Genomic DNA, 21,476 nt, shown 5'->3' on the forward strand with positions numbered 1-21,476 from the left:
CTCCGTGGGCGCCGAGCGGCCGGACGGTCTCCGGTGATCAGACGGTGAAGCGGTCGGGGTCGGCGGACTTCCAGTCGGCCGCCCAGGAGGCGGGCGGCTCGGCGAGCAGTTGTCCCGGGTGGAGCCACTCGTGGAGTTCTTCGTAGGAGCGTTCGGTGACGGGGTCGATGCGTCGGCGGAGCATGTGCGGGCGCAGTTGCGCGGGGTCGGTGACGCCCATGGAGGCCATGATCTGCAGGGCGCTGGCCACGGTCGCCTCCTGGAAGCGCTGGACGCGCAGCGTCTTGTCGGGGACGTGGATCGCGCGGGCCCGGCGGGGGTCCTGGGTGGTGACACCGGTGGGGCAGGTGTTCGTGTGGCAGCGCTGGGCCTGGATGCAGCCGACGGCGAACATCATCGCCCGGGCGGCGTTGCCGTAGTCGGCGCCCTGCACCATGCGCTTGACCAGATCGGCGCCGGTGGCGATCTTCCCGCTCGCCCCGATCCTGACGCGGTCGCGCAGGCCCGCGCCGACGAGGGCGTTGTGCACGGTGAGCAGGCCCTCGGTGAGCGGGGTGCCGACGTGGTCGGCGAATTCGAGCGGCGCCGCGCCCGTTCCGCCCTCGGCCCCGTCCACCACGATGAAGTCGGGGGTGGTGTCCTCCTCCAGCATGGCCTTGCACACGGCGAGGAACTGCCGGCGCGAGCCGACGCAGAGCTTGAACCCGGCGGGCTTGCCTCCGGACAGCTCCCGCATCCGGGCGACGAAGCGGACGAGTTCCCGCGGGGTCGAGAAGACCCGGTGGTACGGCGGGGAGACGACCGTGCGCCCCTCGGGCACCCCCCGGACCCGGGCGATCTCCGCGTTGACCTTGGCTCCCGGCAGCACACCGCCGATGCCGGGCTTCGCTCCTTGCGAGAGCTTCAGGGACACGCACTTGACGTGGTCGTGGGCGGCCTTGTCGGCGAACTGGGACGGGTCGAAGTCGCCCTCGTCGGTCCGGCAGCCGAAGTACCCGGTCCCCACCTCCCAGACGAGGTCGCCGCCCGGGCGCAGGTGGTGGTCGGAGAGACCGCCCTCGCCGGTGTCCTGGGCGAAGCCGCCGGCCGCCGCACCCCCGTTGAGCGCGAGGACCGCGTTGGCCGACAGGGAGCCGAAGCTCATCGCCGAGACGTTGAGCAGCGCCATGTCGTAGGGGCGGTCGCAGCCGGGCCCCCCGATCCGTACGCGGGGAGGCGCCTCGGGGACCGCACAAGGTGCCATGGAGGGCACGAGGAACTCGTACCCGGCCTCGTAGACGTCCCGTTCGGTGCCGTAGGGCTCCTCCGCCTCCGTGCCCTTGGCGCGCTCGTAGACGATGTTGCGCACGTCGCGGTCGAAGGGGCGGCCGTCGTAGTTCCGCTCGACGAAGTACTGCTGGAGCTCCGGACGTATGCGTTCCAGGAGGAAGCGGGCGTGTCCGAGGACGGGGTAGGCGCGCAGCACCGAGTGCCGGCGCTGCAGCAGGTCCCACGCTCCCAGGAGACCCAGGAGGGCGAGCGGGACGGCGGCGAGCCACCACAGGGGCGAAGTCTCCGCACCGGCCACGGCGGCCGTGCCCGCGGCACAGAGGATCAGGACGACGATCATCACGCGTATCACGCGATGCGCCTTGCCCGGGGGCGGGCCCTCACGCCCTTCACCTGCTCAAAGGTCTCCCAAGTCTTCGCCCGGGATCCGTAAGGGGGGGAGCCTAGGCCACGGACCCGATCCGCCCCAGCGGGCCCCGGGGTCCGTCGTGGTGGATCGGGGTGTGGGCGCCGGTGAGGGAGGCGCCGGTGCCGCCGCGCCGGTGGGCGACGATCTCGGCGCCGATCGAGAGGGCGGTCTCCTCCGGCGTGCGGGCGCCGAGGTCGAGGCCGATCGGGGAGCGCAGGCGGGCGAGTTCGATCTCGGTGACGCCGACCTCGCGCAGCCGCTCGTTGCGGTCCAGGTGGGTGCGGCGGGAGCCCATCGCGCCGACGTAGGCGACGGGGAGCCGGAGGGCGACCTGGAGCAGGGGCACGTCGAACTTGGCGTCGTGGGTGAGGACGCACAGGACGGTCCGGCCGTCGACGTCGGTGGACTCCAGGTAGCGGTGGGGCCATTCGACGACGATCTCGTCGGCCTCGGGGAAGCGGGCCGGGGTCGCGAAGACGGGCCGCGCGTCGCAGACGGTGACGTGGTAGCCGAGGAACTTGCCGACCCGGACGAGCGCGGCGGCGAAGTCGATGGCCCCGAAGACGATCATGCGCGGGGCGGGGACGGAGGACTCGACCAGGAGGGTCAGGGGCTGCCCGCAGCGGCTGCCGTCCTCGCCGATCTCCACGGTGCCGGTGCGGCCCGCGTCGAGCATCGCGCGGGCCTCGCCGGCGGCGGTGCGGTCCAGCTCGGGGTGGCCGCCGAGCTTCCCCTCGTACGAGCCGTCGGGGCGGACCAGGAGGGCCTGGCCGAGCAGGTCGTCGGGGCCGGAGACGATCCGGGCGAGGGCCGCCGCCTCGCCCTCGACGGCGGCGGCGAGCGCGGCGGGGAAGACCCCGCCGCGGACCGGGGTGACGAGGATGTCGATGATCCCGCCGCAGGTCAGACCGACGGCGAAGGCGTCCTCGTCGCTGTAGCCGAAGCGCTCGACGACGGTCCGGCCGTCTTCGAGGGCCTGGACGCACAGGTCGTAGACCGCGCCCTCCACGCACCCCCCGGAGACCGATCCGATCGCCGTGCCCTCGCCGTCGACGGCGAGTGCGGCGCCCGGCTGCCGGGGCGCGCTGCCGCCGACCGCCACCACGGTGGCGACGGCGAAGGCGCGTCCCTGCTCGACCCACCGGTGCAGCTCTTCGGCGATGTCCAGCATCTCGGTTCTCCTTGGGGTGCGGGGAGGGCGGTGGGGGCGTCAGCCGACGCCGAGCCAGCTCTCGATCGGATGGATGGCGAAGTACACGACGAAGATCGCGGTCAGGCCCCACATGAAGGCCCCGACCTCCCGCGCCTTCCCCTGAGCGGTCTTGATCACCGCGTAGGAGATGACACCGGCGGCGACGCCCGTGGTGATGGTGTACGTGAACGGCATCAGGACCACGGTGAGGAAGACCGGGATCGCCACGGAGCGGTCGCTCCAGTCCACGTGCTTGGCGTTCTGCATCATCATCGAGCCGATGACGACCAGGGCCGCGGCGGCGACCTCCTGCGGCACGATCGCGGTGAGCGGGGTGAAGAAGAGGCAGAGGGCGAAGAAGCCGCCGGTGACCACGGAGGCCAGGCCGGTGCGGGCGCCCTCGCCGACGCCGGTGGCGGACTCGACGAAGACCGTCTGGCCCGAGGCGCCGACGCCGCCGCCGACGATGCCGCCGGCCCCGTCGATGAAGAGGGCCTTGGAGAGGCCGGGCATGCGGCCCTTGTCGTCGGCGAGCTTGGCCTCGGTGCCGACGCCCAGGATGGTGGCCATGGCGTCGAAGAAGCCGGCGAGCACCAGGGTGAAGACGATCATGGTGATCGTGATGTAGCCGACGTCGCCCCAGCCCTTGAAGGACACCTCTCCGATGAGGGAGAAGTCGGGGGCGGAGACCGCGCTGCCGTCCAGCTCCGGCGGGCCGGAGAACCAGGCCTTGGCGGGTATGTCGGCGACCGCGTTGAGGACGACCGCGACGACCGTGCCGGCGACGATGCCGATGAGGATGGCGCCGGGGACGTTGCGGGCCTGGAGGGCGAAGATCAGGAGCAGGGTGAAGGCGAAGATGAGCACGGGCCAGCCCTGGAGCTCGCCGGCCGGGCCGAGGGAGACGGGGCCGCCGCCCGGGGCGGGGTTCTCGTGGACGAAGCCGGCCTTCACGAAGCCGATGATCGCGATGAAGAGGCCGATGCCGATGGTGATGGCGTGCTTCAGGGCGAGCGGGATCGCGTTCATGATCATCTCGCGGAGGCCGGTGACCACCAGGAGACAGATCACCGCGCCGTACGCCACGGACATGCCCATGGCCTGCGGCCAGGTCATGACGGGGACGACCTGCGAGGCCATGACGCCGGAGACGCTCAGACCGGCGGCGAGGGCGAGCGGGACCTTGCCCCAGAAGCCCATGAGGAGGGTCGTCGCGGCCGCGGCGAGGGCGGTGGCGGTGATGAGCGCCGGCTGGCTGAGCAGGTGCCCGTCGACGTCCTTGCCGCTGAGGATCAGGGGGTTGAGCAGGAGGATGTACGCCATCGCCATGAAGGTGGTGACGCCGCCGCGGACCTCCGTCGCGACGGTGGATCCTCTCTCCGAGATGTGAAAGTACCGGTCGAGCCAAGACCTGCCGGCGGGGGTGCGCGAGCCGGAGCCCGCGTCCTCTGCGGTGGTCTTGGGCTCCACTGACGACTGGGTCATGGGGCCTACTCCCAAGGTTCAAAGGGGCACCCGCGTCGGACTTCGAAGGGTTCTGGTCCGGCTGAAGCCGCGGGATTTGGGATGCTGCGTGGCTGCACGACCCGGGGGACGGCCCGAGACGAACGGGGTGGTACGGGGGTGGTGCGCGAGGACTCCGGGCGGTACGGAACGGGGAAGGGTGACGTTCCCGGGACGGGCCGTACCGCCCGGAGGGTCCTACAGGGTGCCGGTGAGCGCCTCGGGGCGGACCGGCGTCTTGTTGAGCTCCAGGCCCGTCGCGTTCCGGATCGCCGCGAGGACGGCCGGGGTGGACGACAGGGTCGGGGCCTCGCCGAGTCCCCGCAGGCCGTACGGCGCGTTGGGGTCGGCCAGTTCGAGCACGTCGACCGGGATGGTCGGCGTGTCGAGGATCGTCGGGATCAGGTAGTCCGTGAAGGAGGGGTTGCGCACCTTCGCGGTCTTCGGGTCCACGATGATCTCTTCCATCACCGCGACGCCCAGGCCCTGGGTGGTGCCACCCTGGATCTGGCCGACGACGGAGAGCATGTTGAGCGCCTTGCCGACGTCCTGGGCGGTGGCGAGCTCGACGACCTTGACGAGGCCGAGCTCGGTGTCCACCTCGACGACCGCGCGGTGCGCGGCGAAGGTGTACTGGACGTGGCCGTCGCCCTGGCCGGTGACCAGGTCGAAGGGGACGGTCGGGCGGTGCCGGAACTCCAGCTCCAGGTCGATCGGGTCCTCGCCCTCCAGGACGTCGGCGAGAGTCGCGAGGACCTCGCCGCCGTCGGTGACGACCTTGCCGCCCTCCAGGAGGAGTTCGGCGGTCGCCCAGGCGGGGTGGTAGGAGCCGTTCTTGCGGCGGCCGATCTCCAGGACCTTCTCGCGGACGGCCTCGCAGGTGTTCTTCACCGCGCCGCCGGTCATGTACGTCTGCCGGGAGGCGGAGGTGGAGCCTGCGGAGCCGACCTGGGTGTCGGCCGGGTGGATGGTGACCTGGGTGACGCCGAGCTCGGTGCGGGCGATCTGGGCGTGCACGGTGACGCCGCCCTGGCCGACCTCCGCCATGGCCGTGTGGACCATGGCGACGGGCTCGCCGTTGATGACCTGGAGGACCACGCGGGCGGTCGAGTAGTCGTCGAAGCCCTCGGAGAAGCCGACGTTCTTGATGCCGACGGCGTAGCCGACGCCGCGGACGACGCCCTCGCCGTGCGTGGTGTTGGAGAGGCCGCCGGGCAGCGCGCGGACGTCCGCGCCCTCGCCGGCCGACTCCCACTGGCGCTCGGGCGGCATCGGGCGGGCCTTGACCCGGCGGAGCAGCTCGGCGACCGGGGCGGGCGAGTCGACGACCTGGCCGGTGGGCATGAGCGTGCCCTGTTCCATGGCGTTGATCTGCCGGAACTCGACCGGGTCCATGCCCAGCTTCGCCGCGAGCTTGTCCATCTGCGCCTCGTACGCGAAGCACGCCTGGACCGCGCCGAAGCCGCGCATCGCGCCGCAGGGGGGGTTGTTGGTGTAGAGGGCGACGGCCTCGATCTCGACGTCGTCGACCACGTACGGGCCGGCGCCGAGCGAGGAGGCGTTGCCGACGACGGCCGGGGAGGCCGAGGCGTAGGCGCCGCCGTCGAGGACGATCCGGGCCTTGAGGTGGGTGAGCTTGCCGTCCTTGGTGGCACCGTGCTCGTAGTGGAGCTTCGCCGGGTGGCGGTGCACGTGGCCGAAGAAGGACTCGAAGCGGTTGTAGACGATCTTGACCGGCTTGCCGGTGCGGAGCGCCAGGAGGCAGGCGTGGATCTGCATCGACAGGTCCTCGCGGCCGCCGAAGGCGCCGCCGACGCCGGAGAGCGTCATGCGGACCTTCTCCTCGGGCAGGCCGAGGACGGGCGCGATCTGGCGCAGGTCGGAGTGGAGCCACTGGGTGGCGACGTACAGGTCGACGCCGCCGTCCTCGGCGGGCACGGCGAGGCCGGACTCGGGGCCGAGGAAGGCCTGGTCCTGCATGCCGAAGACGTACTCGCCCTCGACGATCACGTCGGCCCGCTTGCGGGCCTCCGCCACGTTGCCGCGGACGATCGGCTGGCGGTGCACGACGTTGGGGTGCGGGACGTGTCCGGCGTGGTGGTCGTCGCGGCCCTCGTGGATGAGGGGCGCGTCGGGGGCGAGCGCGGAGGCCTCGTCGGTGACGAGCGGCAGCTCCTTGTACTCGATCCTGATCTTGGCGGCGGCGCGGCGGGCCGTCTCCGGGTGGTCGGCGGCGACCAGGGCGACCGGCTCGCCGTGGTGGCGCACCCGGCCGTGGGCGAGGACGGGGGTGTCCTGGATCTCCAGGCCGTAGTTCTTCATCTCGGCCGGCAGGTCGTCGTAGGTGAGGACGGCGTACACGCCGGACGTCGCCAGGGCCTCGGAGACGTCGATGGAGACGATCTCGGCGTGGGCGACGGTGGAGCGGAGGGTCTGGCCCCACAGCATGTCCTCGTGCCACATGTCCGAGGAGTAGGCGAACTCGCCGGTGACCTTGAGGGTGCCGTCGGGGCGGAGCGTGGACTCGCCGATGCCGCCCTTGGTGTGGTTCTGGGTGACGTTGGTGGGCGTACCGGCGGGTGCGGTACGGGTGTTCTGCGCCATGGTCAGACCGCCTCTCCCTGACGGGCGGCCGCGAGGCGGACCGCGTCGAGGATCTTCTCGTAGCCCGTGCAGCGGCACAGGTTGCCGGAGAGGGCCTCACGGATGTCCTGGTCGGACGGGTCGCTCTGCCGCTCCAGGAGTTCGTCGGCGGCGATCAGCAGACCGGGGGTGCAGAAGCCGCACTGGACGGCGCCGGCGTCGATGAACGCCTGCTGGATCGGGGAGAGTTCGACGCCCTCGCCGGTCTGGGAGTCCTGGCCCGGCCTGGCCTCCCACTTCTTGGCGGCGTCGAGCGAGGTGCCGCCGCAGGCGCCCGTGCCGCAGGAGCCGTGCTCCGTGCGCTCCTTGGCGAACTCGGCGAGGCCCTCGACGGTGACGACCTCGCGGCCCTCGACCTGGCCGGCGGCGACGAGGCAGGAACAGACGGGGACGCCGTCGAGGCGGACCGTGCAGGAACCGCACTCGCCCTGCTCGCAGGCGTTCTTGGAGCCGGGAAGGCCCATCCGCTCGCGCAGGACGTAGAGGAGGGACTCGCCCTCCCAGACGTCGTCGGCCTCCTGCGGACGTCCGTTGACCGTGAAATTGACGCGCATGTTATGCAGCTCCCTCAAGCGTGCGGCCGGTGCCGCGGTACTGCTCCCAGGTCCAGCCGAGCTGGCGGCGGGCCATGATTCCGACGGCGTGGCGGCGGTACTTGGCGGTGCCCCGGACGTCGTCGATCGGGTTCGCGGCGCCCGAGCAGAGGTCGGCGAACTGCTTCGCGATCGACGGGGTGATGATCTTGCCGTTGTCCCAGAAGCCGCCCTCCTCCAGGGCCGCGTTCAGGAAGGCCTCGGCCTCCTTGGCGCGGATCGGGGTCGGCGCGGCGGAGCCGATGCCGGTGCGCACGGTCCGGGTCTCCGGGTGGAGCGCGAGACCGAAGGCGCAGACGGCGATGACCATCGCGTTGCGGGTGCCGACCTTGGAGTACTGCTGGGGGCCGTCCGCCTTCTTGATGTGGACGGTCTTGATGAGCTCGTCGGGCTCCAGCGCGTTGCGCTTCACGCCCGTGTAGAACGCGTCGATCGGGATGAAGCGGCTGCCGCGCACCGACTCGACCTCGACCTCGGCGCCCGCGGCGAGCAGGGCCGGGTGGGCGTCGCCGGCCGGCGAGGCGGTGCCGAGGTTGCCGCCGATGCCGCCGCGGTTGCGGATCTGCGGGGAGGCCACCGTGTGCGAGGCGAGCGCCAGGCCGGGCAGCTCGGTCCGCAGGTTCTCCATGATCCGGGTGTACGGGACGGAGGCGCCGAGCCGGACGTTCTCCTCGCCGACCTCCCACTCGCTCAGCAGCTCGATACGGTTCAGGTCCAGGAGGTACTCGGGACGCCGGTGGTCGAAGTTGATCTCGACCATGACGTCGGTACCGCCCGCGATGGGCACGGCCGTGGGGTGCTCGGCCTTGGCGGCGAGCGCCTCCTCCCAGCTGGCGGGGCGAAGGAAGTCCATGGTGGCTCTCTTCTAGTGATTCTGGTGATCGGATGATCAGTGCGGTGCGGATGGGCCCGGGAAGACGGCCGGCCCTCGACTTGTTCATGTGCTGTTCACGCGGTGTGTGGCCTAGTACACAAGGCCACGATCGCCCGGGTGCAGTCACCGAAAACATGAAGGAGTTGGCTGGTGCCCACTGTCGTCTTGTAGATTCGAACGAAAGACGGAGAACGGAAACCTCACCGTTTCCCCATGGAAACGGTGGCACCACCGACCCGTCGACAATGCGACAACGCGACAACCACGACCACTGACGAGAAGGACGGCGGCGACATCATGCGGCTGCGCGCACTGCTGGAGAACGACGCGCTGGGGCTGCGCCTGCTCGGCGGCGACGACGAGCTGGACCGCACCGTCCGGGGCGTGATGACGACGGACCTCAAGGATCCCAGCCGTTACCTGTCCGGCGGGGAGCTGGTCCTCACCGGTCTCGCCTGGCTGCGGGAGCCGGCCGACGCCGAGCCCTTCGTCCGGATCCTGGCCTCGGCCGGGGTGGCGGCGCTCGCGGCGGGCGAGGCGGAGCTCGGGGACATCCCCGACGATCTCGTACAGGCGTGTTCGCGCCATCGGCTGCCGCTCTTCGCGGTCAACGAGACCGTTGCGTTCGCGACGATCACCGAGCACGTTGTTCGACAGGTGTCCGGCGAGCGGGCCGGGGACCTGGCGGCCGTCGTCGACCGGCACAGGCGCCTGATGACCTCCGGTCCGGCGGGCGGCGGCCCCGAGGTCGTGCTCGACCTGCTCGGCTCCGACCTGGACCTGCGGGCCTGGGTCCTCTCCCCCACCGGCCGCCGGATCGCGGGCGCCGGGGAGCCGCTGGACGGCGGGCTCGCCGCCTCCCTGGCCGGTGAGCACCTGGCCGCCGTCCGGACCGGCCGGCGCGGCCCGTACCGGGTGTCGGGCGGCGGCACGACGTACTCGCTCTTCCCGATCCGCAACACCGGCCGGGGCGCCGCCCCCGCCGTCCGGGACGTGCGCGAGACGGTCCTCTCGGACTGGCTGCTCGCCGTCGAGGCGGACGCGGGCGAGTGGCCGGCCGCCCGGCTCGACCTGCTCCAGGGCGTGACCCAGCTGATCGCGGTCGAGCGGGACCGGCGCGACGCGGCCCGTACGGTGCGGCGCCGGCTCGCCCAGGAGGTCCTGGAGCTGGTGCAGACGGGCGCGGCGCCCGCCGAGATCGCGGCCCGGCTGCGGGTGGCCGCCCCGGTGCTGCTGCCCGGGCTCGGGACGGCCCCGCACTGGCAGGTCGTCGTGGCCCGGGTGGACTGGGAGCAGGAGGCCGGCCAGGGCTCCCCGGTGGACGGCGGCCCGGTCGCGCAGGCGCTCCTGGAGGAGATCCTCGTGGACCCGGCGGCCGTCGGCGCCGAGTCGGCCGACCGGATCGCCGTCGCGCACAGCGGGGACGAGGCCATCGCCCTGGTGCCGCTGGCCGCCGGGCCGCTGCCGGACGGCGAGGACGAGGGCCGGACGCCCGTCGCCGGTCTGCACGCGGACGCGCTCCTCGCCGCCGTACGGGCTCCGCTCTCCGCGGGCCTCGCCGACGACGGGCGCCTGACCCTGGGCGTCAGCGCGGCCGTGCACTCGGCGGAGGGCCTGCGCGGGGCCCTGGAGGAGGCCCGGCACGCCCGCCGGGTCGCCGCGGCCCGGCCCGGCCGGGTCTGCGCGGCCGGCCACCACGAGCTGGCCTCGCACGTGCTGCTGCTGCCGTTCGTGCCGGACGACGTCCGCCGGGCGTTCACGGCCCGGCTGCTCGACCCGCTGCGGGACTACGACCGGCGCCACCGGGCGGAGCTGATCCCGACCCTGGAGGCGTTCCTGGACTGCGACGGCTCCTGGACGCGCTGCGCGTCCCGGCTCCACCTGCACGTGAACACGCTGCGGTACCGGGTGGGCCGGATCGAACAGCTCACCGGCCGCGACCTGTCCCGCCTGGAGGACAAGCTCGACTTCTTCCTGGCGCTGCGGATGAGCTGAGGCACCCCGCGGACGCCTCCGGCGAAGGCTCGGAGACCCGTCCGGGAATTCACTCCTTCGGAGGAGTCCGAAGGAGTGGCGTCCGGCCTGGTGGGGGCCTGTCGGCCGGAGCGGCCGACGGGTCGCGCCGGGCCCGGTCCCGGGCCCGGCGGCGATCTGACGGGCCGTCGGGCGTCCTCCGAAGGGTGGTCACGCCATCGATCGTCCCTTTGTGAAATCTTTCACCCGACCCCTTGGCCGGGTGCGGCCCTTCGTGCTGAGATGCGGGTCTACTCAACAGCTCGATGGCGCGCTCGGGGAGGGCAATGTGGCGGACACCGCCATGTCTGGTTCCGAATCACGGGATGGCGGAGACCCGTCCCTCGCCTACGGCAAGGAGACCCCCGTGGAGACCGCCGTGTGGCGTCTCCGCTCCCGGGGTTGCTGGACGGACGCGGCGGCGCTGCTCACGCCGCGCGCCGCCGAACCGGGCGCCGCGCTCGAACGGGCCGCGCTGCTCATCGAACGCTGCCTCTACACCGAGAAGGGCTGGGCCGACGCCGAGGAGGCCCTGCGGGCGGCCGAGGCGGTCGCCCGCACGGACGAGGAGCGCGGGGCCGCCGCCTGCGAACGCGGCTACCTCGCCTACGCGTCCACGCTGCTCGGGGTCCGCGACCGGGCCGACGAGGCCCGGATGGCCCTGGGCCGGGCGGCGGCCCTGATCGCCCCCACCGCCGGGGGCCGGCCGCTGCTCGACTTCCGGCGCGGGCTCATCGCCCAGAACCTCGGCGACTCCCCGCAGGCGGCCCGCGCCGCGTACCGCAGGGCGCACGCGGGGGCGGCCGCCCAGGGCGACTCGCTGCTGCTCTCCTCGACCTGGCGCCATCTGGCCGGACTCGCCCTGCGCGAGGGCGAGTTGGCAGAGGCGAGGCACGGATTCGCCGAATCGCTGCGGATCCGCGAGGAGTTGGGCTACCTGGTCGGTACGGCTCCGGCCCTCACCGCCCTGGCCACCACGGAGACGGAGCCGGAGGCCGGGCGGCTGCGGGCGGAGGCGAGGCGCCTGTTCCGGCTGCTCGGCGGGGTGCCCACCTGGCTGGCGGTCCAGCTCGCCCCCCGCCCGGTCACGTGAAACCCCTTCGAGGCAAGCCCTATTGACTTCCCGTCACTTCTTCGCCGCGAGGCAGAGGAGGCTCTCGTCGGTGCCGACGAGGAGGGAGCCCGAGCCGGTGACGGCGACGGCGCGGACCGGAGGACCCGGGCGGAAGGAGAGCTTCGGTCCGCCCTCCGGCCGGTGGAGTTCGACGAGCCCGTCGGCCCAGGCCGCGGCGACCAGGGGGCCGTTCGGGGTCTTCGCGGCGTGCAGGGAGACCACCGGCGAGCGGCGTTCGGCGAGCGGCTCGGGGATCGGGTCGCGGCCCGGGGTCCAGAGCCGTACGGTCCCGTCGGCGCCGCCGGAGCAGACGAAGGGGGTCTCGGACTCCACCGCCGCGACCGCCGTGACCCGGCCGCTGTGGGAGGCCGCCTGGTGGAGGCCGGTGAGCCCGAAGGCGTGCACGGAACCGAGCCGGTCCCCCACCACCACCGAGCCGCCGATCGCCGCGAGGGCCGTGCCGGGGTGACGGGCGAGGGTCGCGGAGACCGCCTCGGTGAGGCGCTCCAGGTACGGGGGCCGGGGGGCCGTTCCCCGTACGGTGTGCAGCCGGCCCCGGTCGTCCAGGATCAGCACCGTGCCGTCCGGGGCGGGCGCGAGGGCCGCGATCCGGCCGGGGACGGCGTGCGCCAGGCGCCCGGCGGAGGCGGCGTCGGCCTCGTGCAGCAGGCGTACGGTGCCGGTGCGGTCGCCCACGAGCAGGGTGCCCTCCAGCGGGCCGCCCGCCGAGCCGAGGACGGTGACGGGTCCCGGCCAGGGCGGGGTCAGGTCGCCGCGGTGGCGGGCCCAGCGGAGCCGCCAGGGCGCGGCCGCCGCGAGGTCGGCGAGGGCGGGGCGCAGCCGGGGGTCGGCCCCGTCACCGAGCGCGGCGAGCAGCACCAGGGCCCGTTCCGCCGGGGGCTGGGCGCGGCAGAGCGACTGTCCGGCCCGCATCCAGGCGGTGCGCAGGCCGCCGTGGTCGTCGGCGACGGTCTCGCCGGGGCGGCCCGACGGCTCGGGCCCGTCGAGGGTGCCGGGCACGCCGGCCGGGGCGGAGCCGGTGACGTACGCCGTGGTGACGAGCAGCGGGTCGGCGGCGCAGACGGCCGCGGGGTCGGAGAGGTCCGGGAGCGGCCGGGCGGGCTCCTCGGCCGGGTCGAGGGGGCCGGGGTCGCCGTCGAGGTCGACGACGGTGACCCGGCGGCCGGCGCGCAGGGCGGCGAGGGCGGGGGTGTCGTCGCGGGCCTCGACCACGAGCCGGACCCGGCCCACCCCCGCGAGTTCCGTGACCAGCCGGGCGAGCGCGTCGGGTTCGGCGGCGGCGTGCAGGTCCGTGAGGAGGAGGACGGCCCGGCCGGTGGGGCTCGCCTCGCTGGTGGCGAGGGCGTCGACGAGGTCGCCCGGGGTGCCGGCCACCACGCCGAGGCGGTCGGCGACGGTCCAGGCCGCGCCGAGGGCGCACTGCCCGGCCAGCGGGACGAGCACCCGGGCGGGCCGGCGGCGGGTGCGGCCGGAGCGCGGGCCGTGCGCGGCGAGCCAGCCGAGCAGCGCCGTCTTGCCGCTGCCGGGGGCGCCGGTGACCAGGCAGAGCCGGGGCGCGTCGGGGTCGGTGAGCCAGCCGAGCAGGGCCGCGGCCCCGGGCTCCGTACCGGTGGCGGGCCGGCGTCCGTCCCAGGCCGGGGACGGGGTCGCGGACGGCATGGGGACACCTCACGGACGGCACGGTGCGAGCGGCTGACGCCCCCAACCTTAGGGGGTGCCCTGCGGATCGGGCCGGGCTCTCGGTGTCCGGTGCCGCTCCCCGATCCGGTCCGATCCGCAAGGCACACCCGGTCGCCTCGGGCGCTCAGCACTCCGATCCGGTGAAGTGCTCCCGTACGAGGGACTGGACGACCGTCAGGTCCTGGGCGATCAGGGCGTCGAGCAGGGCGGTGTGCTCGGCGGCGTCGGCGACGAGGACGCCGTGGCGGAGGGCGGGGGCGCTGATCAGGGGCCACTGGGAGCGGCGGTGGAGGTCGTCGGCGACGGCGAGCAGTTGCCGGTTCCCGGCGAGGGAGAGGACGGCCCGGTGGAAGGCGCGGTCGGCCTCGGCGTAGTGGGCGCGGTCGCCCCGGGCCGCGGCCGTGGCGGTGGCCTCGGCCAGCGGGCGCAGCTCGGCCCAGCGGGCGGCCGGGACGGTGCGGGCGAGCCGCAGCATGACGGGGACCTCGATGAGCGCGCGGATCTCGGCCAGCTCGGCCAGCTCGCGGGGGGTGCGCTCGGTGACGCGGAAGCCGCGGTTCGGCACGACCTCGACGGCGCCCTCGACGGCCAGTCGCTGCATGGCCTCGCGGACGGGGGTGGCGGAGACGCCGAAGCGCTCGGCGAGCGCGGGCGCGGAGTACACCTCGCCGGGGACGAGTTCGCCGCCGACGAGGGCGGTGCGGAGCGCTTCGAGGACCTGCCCGCGCACGGAGTGCCGCCGCACGGGCCGGGGCCCGAGCCCGACCGGCTCGCCGTGGGGGTGCTCGTCCCGCGCGTACGGGATTCCGGGGGCCGCGTCCCGGCCGGGCTGCGGGCTCCGGGCCCGGCCCGGTACGCGGGCGGCTCGCGGGCCCCCGGAACCGGCCGGATCCGCCGGTTCCCCGTGCGCGGGGTCGGCGGAGGGCGGGGGCGCGGACGGGGCGTCCGTCGTCCGCTCGCGCGCTGCGCCCTGCTCCACCCGGGTCCTCCTGCGGCCTCGTGCCGGGCCCGGCTCGCGTCGCGCGGGTCCTCTGTGCACCATAGGCGAACGGACCGGCGTCAGGGGTGCGAGGGGCGCCCCGCAGGTCGGAGCGGTGCGCTGGTGGTGAGACACCCGATCGAATCGGGTAAGGTAAGCCTTACCTGCCAACGATCGCGATTCGGTGGTCCGCATGACCGTCCCCGCCCTGTTGCCCGCCCCGCCCGCCTCGCCCGTCGCGGCTTCCTACGCCCGCCTCGCCGAGGTCTTCTCGTACCTGCGCATAGAGGAACACGCCCCCGGCGAGCTCCTGCCGCGAGGCGAGGGGTGGGTCGGCGGGGAGGCGCTCGCGGCCGGCGGCGCCGAGCTCGACGCCTTCCTGGTCTGGGACGACGAGCAGGTGCTGCGCGACTACGGCACCCGGGCCCGCCCCGACGTCGTCGCCAGTATGGGACTGCACCGCTACGCCTGGCCCGCCTGCCTCCTGGTCACCGTCCCCTGGTTCCTGCACCGCCGGGTCCCCCGCCTGCCCGCCCGGAACGTCGCCTTCCAGCGCACCCTCGGCCGCATGGCGGTCCGGATCGAGGGGTTCGCCTGCCTGCCGGACGACCCCGCCGCGGCCCTGCCCGGTGCCCGGGTCGTCGCCGACGAGGAGGCGCTGCGGGCCGAGGTGCGCTCCTCGCTCGCCGAGCACTTCGAGGCGCTCCTCGACGGCTTCGGCTCCCGGATGCGGCGCGGCCGCCGGGCCCTGTGGGGGATGGCGACGGACGAGATCGTCGAGGGCCTCTGGTACGTCGGCACCCTGCTCGGCGAGGAGCGGCGGGCCATGGAGGAGCTGGAGCTCCTGATGCCGGGCACCGCCAAGCCGTACGCGGGCTCCGCGGCCTTCCGGGAGCTGCCCGGCGCCGAGGGGCCGGACGGCGCCCCGCTCACCACCCGCGACCGGGCCACCTGCTGCTTCTTCTACACGGTGCGCCCCGAGGACACCTGCGTCACCTGCCCCCGCACCTGTGACGCCGACCGGGTCCGCAAGCTGACCGCGGCCGCCTGAGGCGCCGTCGTCCGCACGACGATTACGCCACCCGGAAGGGTGGCGTCAATCGAACGCAACCTCCCTTCCCTGCAAGGGCGTTCGACCAAATCGCCCCTCTTCGCACGGCCCGGCCCCCCGATGGCGTGCTCTTGCCCCGAAACGGCGTGAGCGCCGCGCGGGGTCGGTCAGTATGGGCGACCGAACGCCCTACCGCGATGCAAGGGACACCGCATGAGACTGACCGACATATCGCTGGACTGGCTGCTCCCGGGCGGCGTGATGGTCGCCGGAGTCCTGACGGCGGTGGCGGTGCTCGCGCGCGGGAAGCGCGCCGGTGACCAGGCCGCGGCCGACGACTCCTGGGAACGCAGCGAGGAGCGCCGCCGGCGCAAGGAGGCCGTCTACGGGTTCGCCTCGTACGGCCTGCTCTTCTGCTGCGCGGCCGTCGCGGCCGCGCTCTCCTTCCACGGCCTGGTGGGCTTCGGCCGCCAGAACCTCAGCCTCTCCGGAGGCTGGGAGTACCTCGTGCCCTTCGGCCTCGACGGCGCCGCCATGTTCTGCTCGGTCCTCGCCGTCCGCGAGGCCAGTCACGGCGACGCGGCCCTCGGCTCGCGCCTGCTCGTCTGGCTGTTCGCGGGCGCGGCGGCCTGGTTCAACTGGGTCCACGCGCCCAGGGGCTTCGGCCACGACGGGGCCCCGCACTTCTTCGCGGGCATGTCCCTCTCGGCGGCGGTCCTCTTCGACCGGGCGCTGAAGCAGACCCGCCGGGCCGCGCTGCGCGAGCAGGGCCTCGTGCCCCGTCCGCTGCCGCAGATCCGGATCGTCCGCTGGCTGAGGGCGCCCCGGGAGACCTTCGCGGCCTGGTCCCTGATGCTCCTGGAGGGCGTGCGGACCCTGGACGAGGCGGTCGACGAGGTGCGGGAGGACCGCAGGGAGAAGGAGCAGAACCGGATCCGCAGGCGGGACCAGGTGAAGCTGGACCGGGCCCGGCTCAAGGCGATCAACCGTCAGCACCGCGCCTTCGGGCTCGGTCGCGGCGGCGGCCGCCAGGTCGAGGTGGCGGCGCTGAACGCCACGGCCGCCCCGGGCTCGGCGCCCGCCCAGGTCTCCGGGTCGGGCTCCACGACGGGCGCCGTCCAGGCGCCCGTCGTGGAGCCCGCCATAGCGGACCCCGGACAACTGCCGCTTCGCCCCCGGCCGTCCCTGCAAGCCGTGAAGGGCGATGAGCCCCGTCCGGGAGACTCCGGGACCGGAGACTCCCGGACGGTGGACCTCACCGCCGAGGACGACACCCAGGCGTTGCCCCGCCTCGACTCCCTGGAGCGCAAGCTCAAGGACCTGGAGCAGCAGTTCGGCTGAGCAGTACGGAGATCGCGCGGTAACGGATCACTCCGTACGGAAGCACGCCGCACGGGAGCACGGAGAACGGCGGGGTCGCCCCCTCAGGCGGCCCCGCCGTTCAGTTCGAACCACACCACCTTGCCCGCCTCCTGGTCCTCGACCCCCCAGGAGTCGGCCAGGGCCTGGACGAGGACGAGCCCCCGGCCGTTCGTGCCCTCGTCGGCGGGCGGCGCGTCCGGCGCCTTCAGGCCGGGGACGAAGTCGCGGACCTCGACCCGTAACTGCTCGGGGACGACCGTCGCGGTCACGACGGCCCCGTGGTCGGTGTGGACCAGGGCATTGGTCACCAGCTCGCTGGTGAGGAGCTCGGCCACGTCGGAGGCGCCCGGATCGCCCCACTTCCGCAGCAGTTCCCGCAGGGCGTGCCGCACCTCCGGCACCGCGGTGAGATCCGCGCCCCCCACCTTTCTGAGCAGCTGAGTCGGCTGTCGTGCCTCCCCGGTCATGTCCCCCCACCCGTGGTCGCGTCGAACAGGCTCACGGGGATGCATGCCCCACAGGACCGTCGGCATACATGGGTCGTGGCGGAGGGTCAGGGCCTGGGCACGTTCCGCAGGTTGGAGCGGGCCATCTGGAGCATCCTGCCCACGCCCCCGTCCAGGACCATCTTGCTCGCCGAGAGCGCGAAGCCGGTCACCATGTCCGCCTTGATCTTCGGCGGGATGGAGAGCGCGTTGGGGTCGGTGACGACGTCCACCAGGGCCGGGCCCTTGTGCCTGAAGGCCTCCTTGAGGGCGCCCGCGAGCTGCTTGGGCTTCTCGACCCGGACGCCGTGGGCCCCGGCGGCGCGGGCGATGGCGGCGAAGTCCGGGTTCTTGTTCGTCGTCCCGTAGGAGGGCAGGCCGGCGACCATCATCTCCAGCTCGACCATGCCGAGCGAGGAGTTGTTGAACACCACGACCTTCACGGGCAGGTCGTACTGGACCAGGGTGAGGAAGTCGCCCATGAGCATGGAGAACCCGCCGTCGCCGGAGAGCGTGACGACCTGGCGGTTCGGGTCCGTGAACTGGGCGCCGATCGCCTGCGGGAGCGCGTTCGCCATCGAGCCGTGGCTGAACGAGCCGATGATCCTGCGCCGCCCGTTGGGCGTGAGGTAGCGGGCCGCCCAGACGTTGCACATGCCGGTGTCGACGGTGAAGACGGCGTCGTCGTCGGCGAGTTCGTCGAGGACGGAGGCCACGTACTCGGGGTGGACGGGGACGTGCTTCTCGACCTTGCGGGTGTAGGCCTTGACGACCCCTTCGAGGGCGTCGGCGTGCTTCTTGAGCATCTTGTCGAGGAAGCGGCGGTCCTTCTTGGCCCGGACCCGGGGGGTCACGCAGCGCAGGGTCTCCCGGACGTCGCCCCAGACGGCCAGGTCGAGCCGGGAGCGGCGCCCGAGGTGCTCGGCCCTGACGTCCACCTGGACGATCTTCACGTCGTCGGGCAGGAAGGCGTTGTACGGGAAGTCGGTGCCGAGCAGGATCAGGAGGTCGCACTCGTGGGTGGCCTCGTAGGCGGCGCCGTACCCGAGCAGACCGCTCATGCCGACGTCGTACGGGTTGTCGTACTGGATCCACTCCTTGCCCCGCAGGGCGTGGCCGACCGGCGCCTTGACCCGCTCGGCGAACCGCATCACCTCGGCGTGGGCCCCGGCGGTGCCGCTGCCGCAGAAGAGCGTCACCCGGTCGGCGTCGTCGATCATCCGGACCAGGGCGTCGACCTCGGCGTCCCCGGGGCGGACGGTGGGCCGGGTGGTGACGAGCGCGGACTCCACCGCCTTCTCCGGGGCCGGCTCGCCGGCGATGTCGCCGGGCAGCGAGACGACGCTGACGCCGCCGCGGCCGACGGCGTGCTGGATCGCCGTGTGGAGCAGCCGGGGCATCTGCTTCGGGCTGGAGATGAGCTCGCTGTAGTGGCTGCACTCGCGGAACAGCTGGTCGGGGTGGGTCTCCTGGAAGTAGGAGAGGCCGATCTCGCTGGACGGGATCTGCGAGGCGAGGGCGAGGACCGGGGCCATGGAGCGGTGGGCGTCGTACAGGCCGTTGACGAGGTGCAGGTTGCCCGGCCCGCAGGAGCCCGCGCAGGCGGCGAGGCCACCCGTGATCTGGGCCTCGGCGCCCGCGGCGAAGGCGGCGGTCTCCTCGTGGCGGACGTGGATCCAGTCGATCCCCTTGGTGCGGCGGATCGCGTCGACGACCGGGTTCAGACTGTCACCGACCACGCCGTAGAGGCGTTTCACGCCCGCGCGCACGAGGATGTCGACGAACTGTTCAGCGACGTTCTGTTTGGCCATGGCTCCATCAACACACGGCCCGCCGGATCACGCCTCCCAGACGGCCACCCCCGTACGGTCATCGGCGTAACCGGTCACCCTCACCTGGGTGTCGGCGAGGAAGGCGGCGAGGCCGGGCGGCTCCGCCCCGTCCCAGCGGTCGGCGAGCTCACGGGCCAGGTCCGGTTCGCCGCGCATCGGCTCGGCGAGGCCGGGCGAGGCGAGCAGCAGGGTGTCACCGGGACGGGCGACGGAGGCCCGGAAGCGGAACGGCTCGGCGGGCGGCGGGACGGGCTCCTCGACCAGCGGTCCGGGCGCGGTCGTGATGCCGAGGTCCATGGTGAGCCGGTCCTCCTCCTCGGTCGCCTCCGGGACGGACGGGGCGGGCGGCGGGGAGCCGAAGCCGACGACGGGGGCGCCGACGGCGGCCCGCTCGGGAAGCAGCGGTTCGATGTCCTGCCAGGCGCCGTCGCGGAGCCGGAAGAGACCGCCGCCGCCGACGCCGAAGAAGACCCGGGTGCGGCACGCGGGGTCGGCGGGCAGGAGGAGGCAGCGGAGGGACGCGGTGTACTCGTCGGGGGCGAGGCCCCGCTCGGCGGCGCGGGCGCGCAGCTTGCCGTACGTGCGGTCGGTGAGCCGGTGCAGTCCGGACTTGAGGTCGCCGCGGCGGCCGGACCTGATGTCCTCGGAGAGCCGGGTGTGGCTGCGGCAGACGGCCTCCGCGATCCACCGGCAGGCGTCGGCGGCGGCGAGGTGGGCGTCCTCGGCGGCGCGGGATCCGGCGGCGACGGCGACGAGGACGAGCGCGGCCTCGTCGTGGCCGAAGCGGGCGGTGAGGAGGGCGTCGCGGCGGGGCTCGCCCCGGAAGCGGGCCGAGTCGCCGCGCACGGAGGCGGCGCGCAGCGTGCAGGTGCCGTAGCGGGCGCCGTCCAGGACGGTGTCCGCGACCACGTCGGCGAGTTCGCCGGGGCGGGCGACGGGCAGGGCGGTGGGCTCGGGGTCGTAGGTGGGCGGCCTGTCGCCGACGAATCCGGTACGGGGCCGGGGCACGGGGACGGCGACCTGGACGGTCGGGGCGTGGTCGGCGCGGGCCGACGGCTGCTCCCGCTCTTCTTCCTTCTCCGCCTCCTGGTCCTTCTCCGGCTCCTGGTCCTTCGCCGGCTTCTGATCCTTCGCCGGTTCCCGGCCCCTCTCCGGCTCCTGTTCCGGATCCGGCGGGTCCGGAGGCACCGGCACCTGGACGGTGGGCGCCTCGGCCGGCGGGGCGGGGAAGGTCCGCGGCCCGGCCTCGGCGGCCTCCCAGGGGGCCCGCCCGGGAACGGGCGGAACGGGGGCGGCGACCGGTGCGGGTGGTGCGGTCGGCGCGGGTGGTGCGGTCGGTACGGGTGGCGGTTCCGGGGCCGTGTCGGGAGCGGTGCTGCTCGGAGCCGGAGCCGGTGCCGGAGCCGCGGCCCGGGGGTCCGGGCCCGTCGGGTGGGCCGGGCTCTTCGTGTCGGGCGGCGGGTCCGTCGTGGCGCGGGCCGCCGTGTCGAAGCGGTCGTCGACCGTGTCACCCGAGGCCGTCGGGCCAGTGTCCGGCGCCGACTCGTCGTAGAGCTTGTCCCACCAGCTGTCCCCCTGCTGCGTCATGCCCTTATTGTCCACCGCGCGGGGGGCCCGAAAACGGCACATCGGGAAAAGCGTTGCGGCGAATGGGTGGTCCGCCGGGCGGCCCCACCCCCCACGGGAAGGACGCCCGGCGGACCGGCGTGGTCAGCGCACGTCGTAAGCGCGGACCACGGTCTGGGTGACGGAGTCGCCCCTGGCGTCCGTCGGTTCGGTCTCCAGGGTGACCTGCTCGCCGGTCGCGCCCGCGTGGTTCGCGGTCGCGGTCCAGCGGCCGCCCTGCTGGGAGACCCGCGCTTCGGTCCAGGTCGTACCGCCGTCGTAGGAGTACGAGAGCCTGGCCGAGGTGAGCGTCGCGGGGGTGTGGCCCGCGTGTCCCGTCACGGTGCGGCCGATGTGCCGGCCGTCGGTCACGGCGAGGGCCTTGAGGCCGTCCTCCGGAAGGTCGTACCGGGGGAAGAGAATCGGGATGCCCTGAGAATAGACGCTCTCGTCAAGCTTGGAGGTGAATTCCCACACCGAGTTGACGGAAGTGGAGCGGGCCCACACCTTGCTGCCGGTCATCCGCTCCCGGGCGGCGTCGCCGGCGGAGTAGTACTCGGTGCGGGTGCCGGGCACGGGGACCGATTCGAGGGAGCCGAAGGAGACGGCGGTGCCGTGGGGACGGTGGGCGGCGGGGCTGTCGAGGAAGTCGGTGGCGGTCCGCGGACGGCGCGACCGCGGCGGCGGCCAGGACGGCGGCGGTCGCCGCCCCCAGGGCCGTACGCGAGATCGGACGCATCGCTCTCCCCCTCTGGTTCCGGGCAGGGCGGTGCGAGTCGCCCGTTCCCGGAGGCTGTCGGTGCTGCGGTGGCGCCACATTGGCAGAGGTGAGGGCGGTACAGGGATGATGA

16 protein-coding genes are annotated in these 21,476 nt (G+C 73.8%); 4 read left to right on the plus strand and 12 right to left on the minus strand.

The features are described from left to right. Positions 1 to 37: 37 nt before the first annotated feature. The 6 genes from ACIP5O_RS22120 to ACIP5O_RS22145 all read right to left on the minus strand — a co-directional run bounded on the left by ACIP5O_RS22120 (position 38) and on the right by ACIP5O_RS22145 (position 8,462). On the minus strand, positions 38 to 1,609 hold the full coding sequence (locus tag ACIP5O_RS22120) for an FMN-binding glutamate synthase family protein (RefSeq protein ID WP_401296260.1): 1,572 nt from the start codon (positions 1,607 to 1,609) through the stop codon (positions 38 to 40). 103 nt (positions 1,610 to 1,712) lie between these two features. Continuing rightward, positions 1,713 to 2,849: an XdhC family protein gene (locus ACIP5O_RS22125; protein ID WP_401295833.1), complete on the minus strand. Its 1,137-nt coding sequence runs from the start codon at positions 2,847 to 2,849 to the stop codon at positions 1,713 to 1,715. A gap of 39 nt (positions 2,850 to 2,888) precedes the next feature. Next, positions 2,889 to 4,355 carry an NCS2 family permease gene (locus ACIP5O_RS22130; RefSeq protein WP_401295836.1) on the minus strand — a complete coding sequence of 489 codons (1,467 nt, stop codon included), beginning with the start codon at positions 4,353 to 4,355 and terminating at the stop codon, positions 2,889 to 2,891. 216 nt (positions 4,356 to 4,571) lie between these two features. Beyond that, positions 4,572 to 6,977 (minus strand): xanthine dehydrogenase subunit D, encoded by a 2,406-nt coding sequence (pucD, locus tag ACIP5O_RS22135; RefSeq protein WP_401295839.1) that lies wholly within the window; start codon positions 6,975 to 6,977, stop codon positions 4,572 to 4,574. 2 nt (positions 6,978 to 6,979) lie between these two features. Then, on the minus strand, positions 6,980 to 7,570 hold the full coding sequence (locus tag ACIP5O_RS22140) for a (2Fe-2S)-binding protein (RefSeq protein ID WP_356548070.1): 591 nt from the start codon (positions 7,568 to 7,570) through the stop codon (positions 6,980 to 6,982). A gap of 1 nt (position 7,571) precedes the next feature. Next, entirely contained in the window at positions 7,572 to 8,462 is an 891-nt protein-coding gene (locus ACIP5O_RS22145) for an FAD binding domain-containing protein (protein ID WP_401295842.1), read from the minus strand. Positions 8,463 to 8,780: 318 nt separating this feature from the next. Here ACIP5O_RS22145 and ACIP5O_RS22150 point away from each other — a divergent pair, with 318 nt between their 5' ends. Both ACIP5O_RS22150 and ACIP5O_RS22155 read left to right on the plus strand, forming a co-directional pair. Then, on the plus strand, positions 8,781 to 10,478 hold the full coding sequence (locus ACIP5O_RS22150) for a PucR family transcriptional regulator (protein ID WP_401296262.1): 1,698 nt from the start codon (positions 8,781 to 8,783) through the stop codon (positions 10,476 to 10,478). A gap of 322 nt (positions 10,479 to 10,800) precedes the next feature. Continuing rightward, positions 10,801 to 11,589, plus strand: a complete 789-nt coding sequence (locus tag ACIP5O_RS22155; RefSeq protein ID WP_401295845.1) for a hypothetical protein — start codon at positions 10,801 to 10,803, stop codon at positions 11,587 to 11,589. 33 nt (positions 11,590 to 11,622) lie between these two features. On the opposite strand, the gene ACIP5O_RS22160 is transcribed toward ACIP5O_RS22155, so the two are convergent. Then, positions 11,623 to 13,290, minus strand: a complete 1,668-nt coding sequence (locus ACIP5O_RS22160; protein WP_401295848.1) for a hypothetical protein — start codon at positions 13,288 to 13,290, stop codon at positions 11,623 to 11,625. Between the two features lie 145 nt (positions 13,291 to 13,435). Next, positions 13,436 to 14,290 (minus strand): GntR family transcriptional regulator, encoded by an 855-nt coding sequence (locus ACIP5O_RS22165; RefSeq protein ID WP_401295850.1) that lies wholly within the window; start codon positions 14,288 to 14,290, stop codon positions 13,436 to 13,438. A 193-nt stretch (positions 14,291 to 14,483) separates the two neighbouring features. Here ACIP5O_RS22165 and ACIP5O_RS22170 point away from each other — a divergent pair, with 193 nt between their 5' ends. Then, positions 14,484 to 15,341 carry a (2Fe-2S)-binding protein gene (locus ACIP5O_RS22170; protein ID WP_401295853.1) on the plus strand — a complete coding sequence of 286 codons (858 nt, stop codon included), beginning with the start codon at positions 14,484 to 14,486 and terminating at the stop codon, positions 15,339 to 15,341. A 213-nt stretch (positions 15,342 to 15,554) separates the two neighbouring features. After that, a complete protein-coding gene (locus tag ACIP5O_RS22175; RefSeq protein WP_401295856.1) occupies positions 15,555 to 16,682 on the plus strand; it encodes a DUF2637 domain-containing protein in 1,128 nt (375 codons plus the stop codon). An 83-nt stretch (positions 16,683 to 16,765) separates the two neighbouring features. On the opposite strand, the gene ACIP5O_RS22180 is transcribed toward ACIP5O_RS22175, so the two are convergent. From ACIP5O_RS22180 to ACIP5O_RS22195, 4 genes are all read right to left on the minus strand, one after another. Then, positions 16,766 to 17,170 carry an ATP-binding protein gene (locus ACIP5O_RS22180; RefSeq protein WP_401295859.1) on the minus strand — a complete coding sequence of 135 codons (405 nt, stop codon included), beginning with the start codon at positions 17,168 to 17,170 and terminating at the stop codon, positions 16,766 to 16,768. Positions 17,171 to 17,256: 86 nt separating this feature from the next. Further along, positions 17,257 to 18,999 (minus strand): pyruvate dehydrogenase, encoded by a 1,743-nt coding sequence (locus tag ACIP5O_RS22185; RefSeq protein WP_401295862.1) that lies wholly within the window; start codon positions 18,997 to 18,999, stop codon positions 17,257 to 17,259. Positions 19,000 to 19,026: 27 nt separating this feature from the next. Next, complete coding sequence (locus tag ACIP5O_RS22190) at positions 19,027 to 20,607, minus strand: protein phosphatase 2C domain-containing protein (protein ID WP_401295865.1); 1,581 nt, start codon at positions 20,605 to 20,607, stop codon at positions 19,027 to 19,029. A gap of 123 nt (positions 20,608 to 20,730) precedes the next feature. Further along, the gene (locus ACIP5O_RS22195; protein ID WP_401295868.1) at positions 20,731 to 21,201 is read right to left on the minus strand and encodes a hypothetical protein; all 471 of its coding nucleotides are present in this window, start codon (positions 21,199 to 21,201) and stop codon (positions 20,731 to 20,733) included. Between the last annotated feature and the right edge of the window lie 275 nt (positions 21,202 to 21,476).

The organism is Streptomyces sp. NPDC088915 (assembly GCF_044749825.1).
GTDB lineage: Bacteria > Actinomycetota > Actinomycetes > Streptomycetales > Streptomycetaceae > Streptomyces.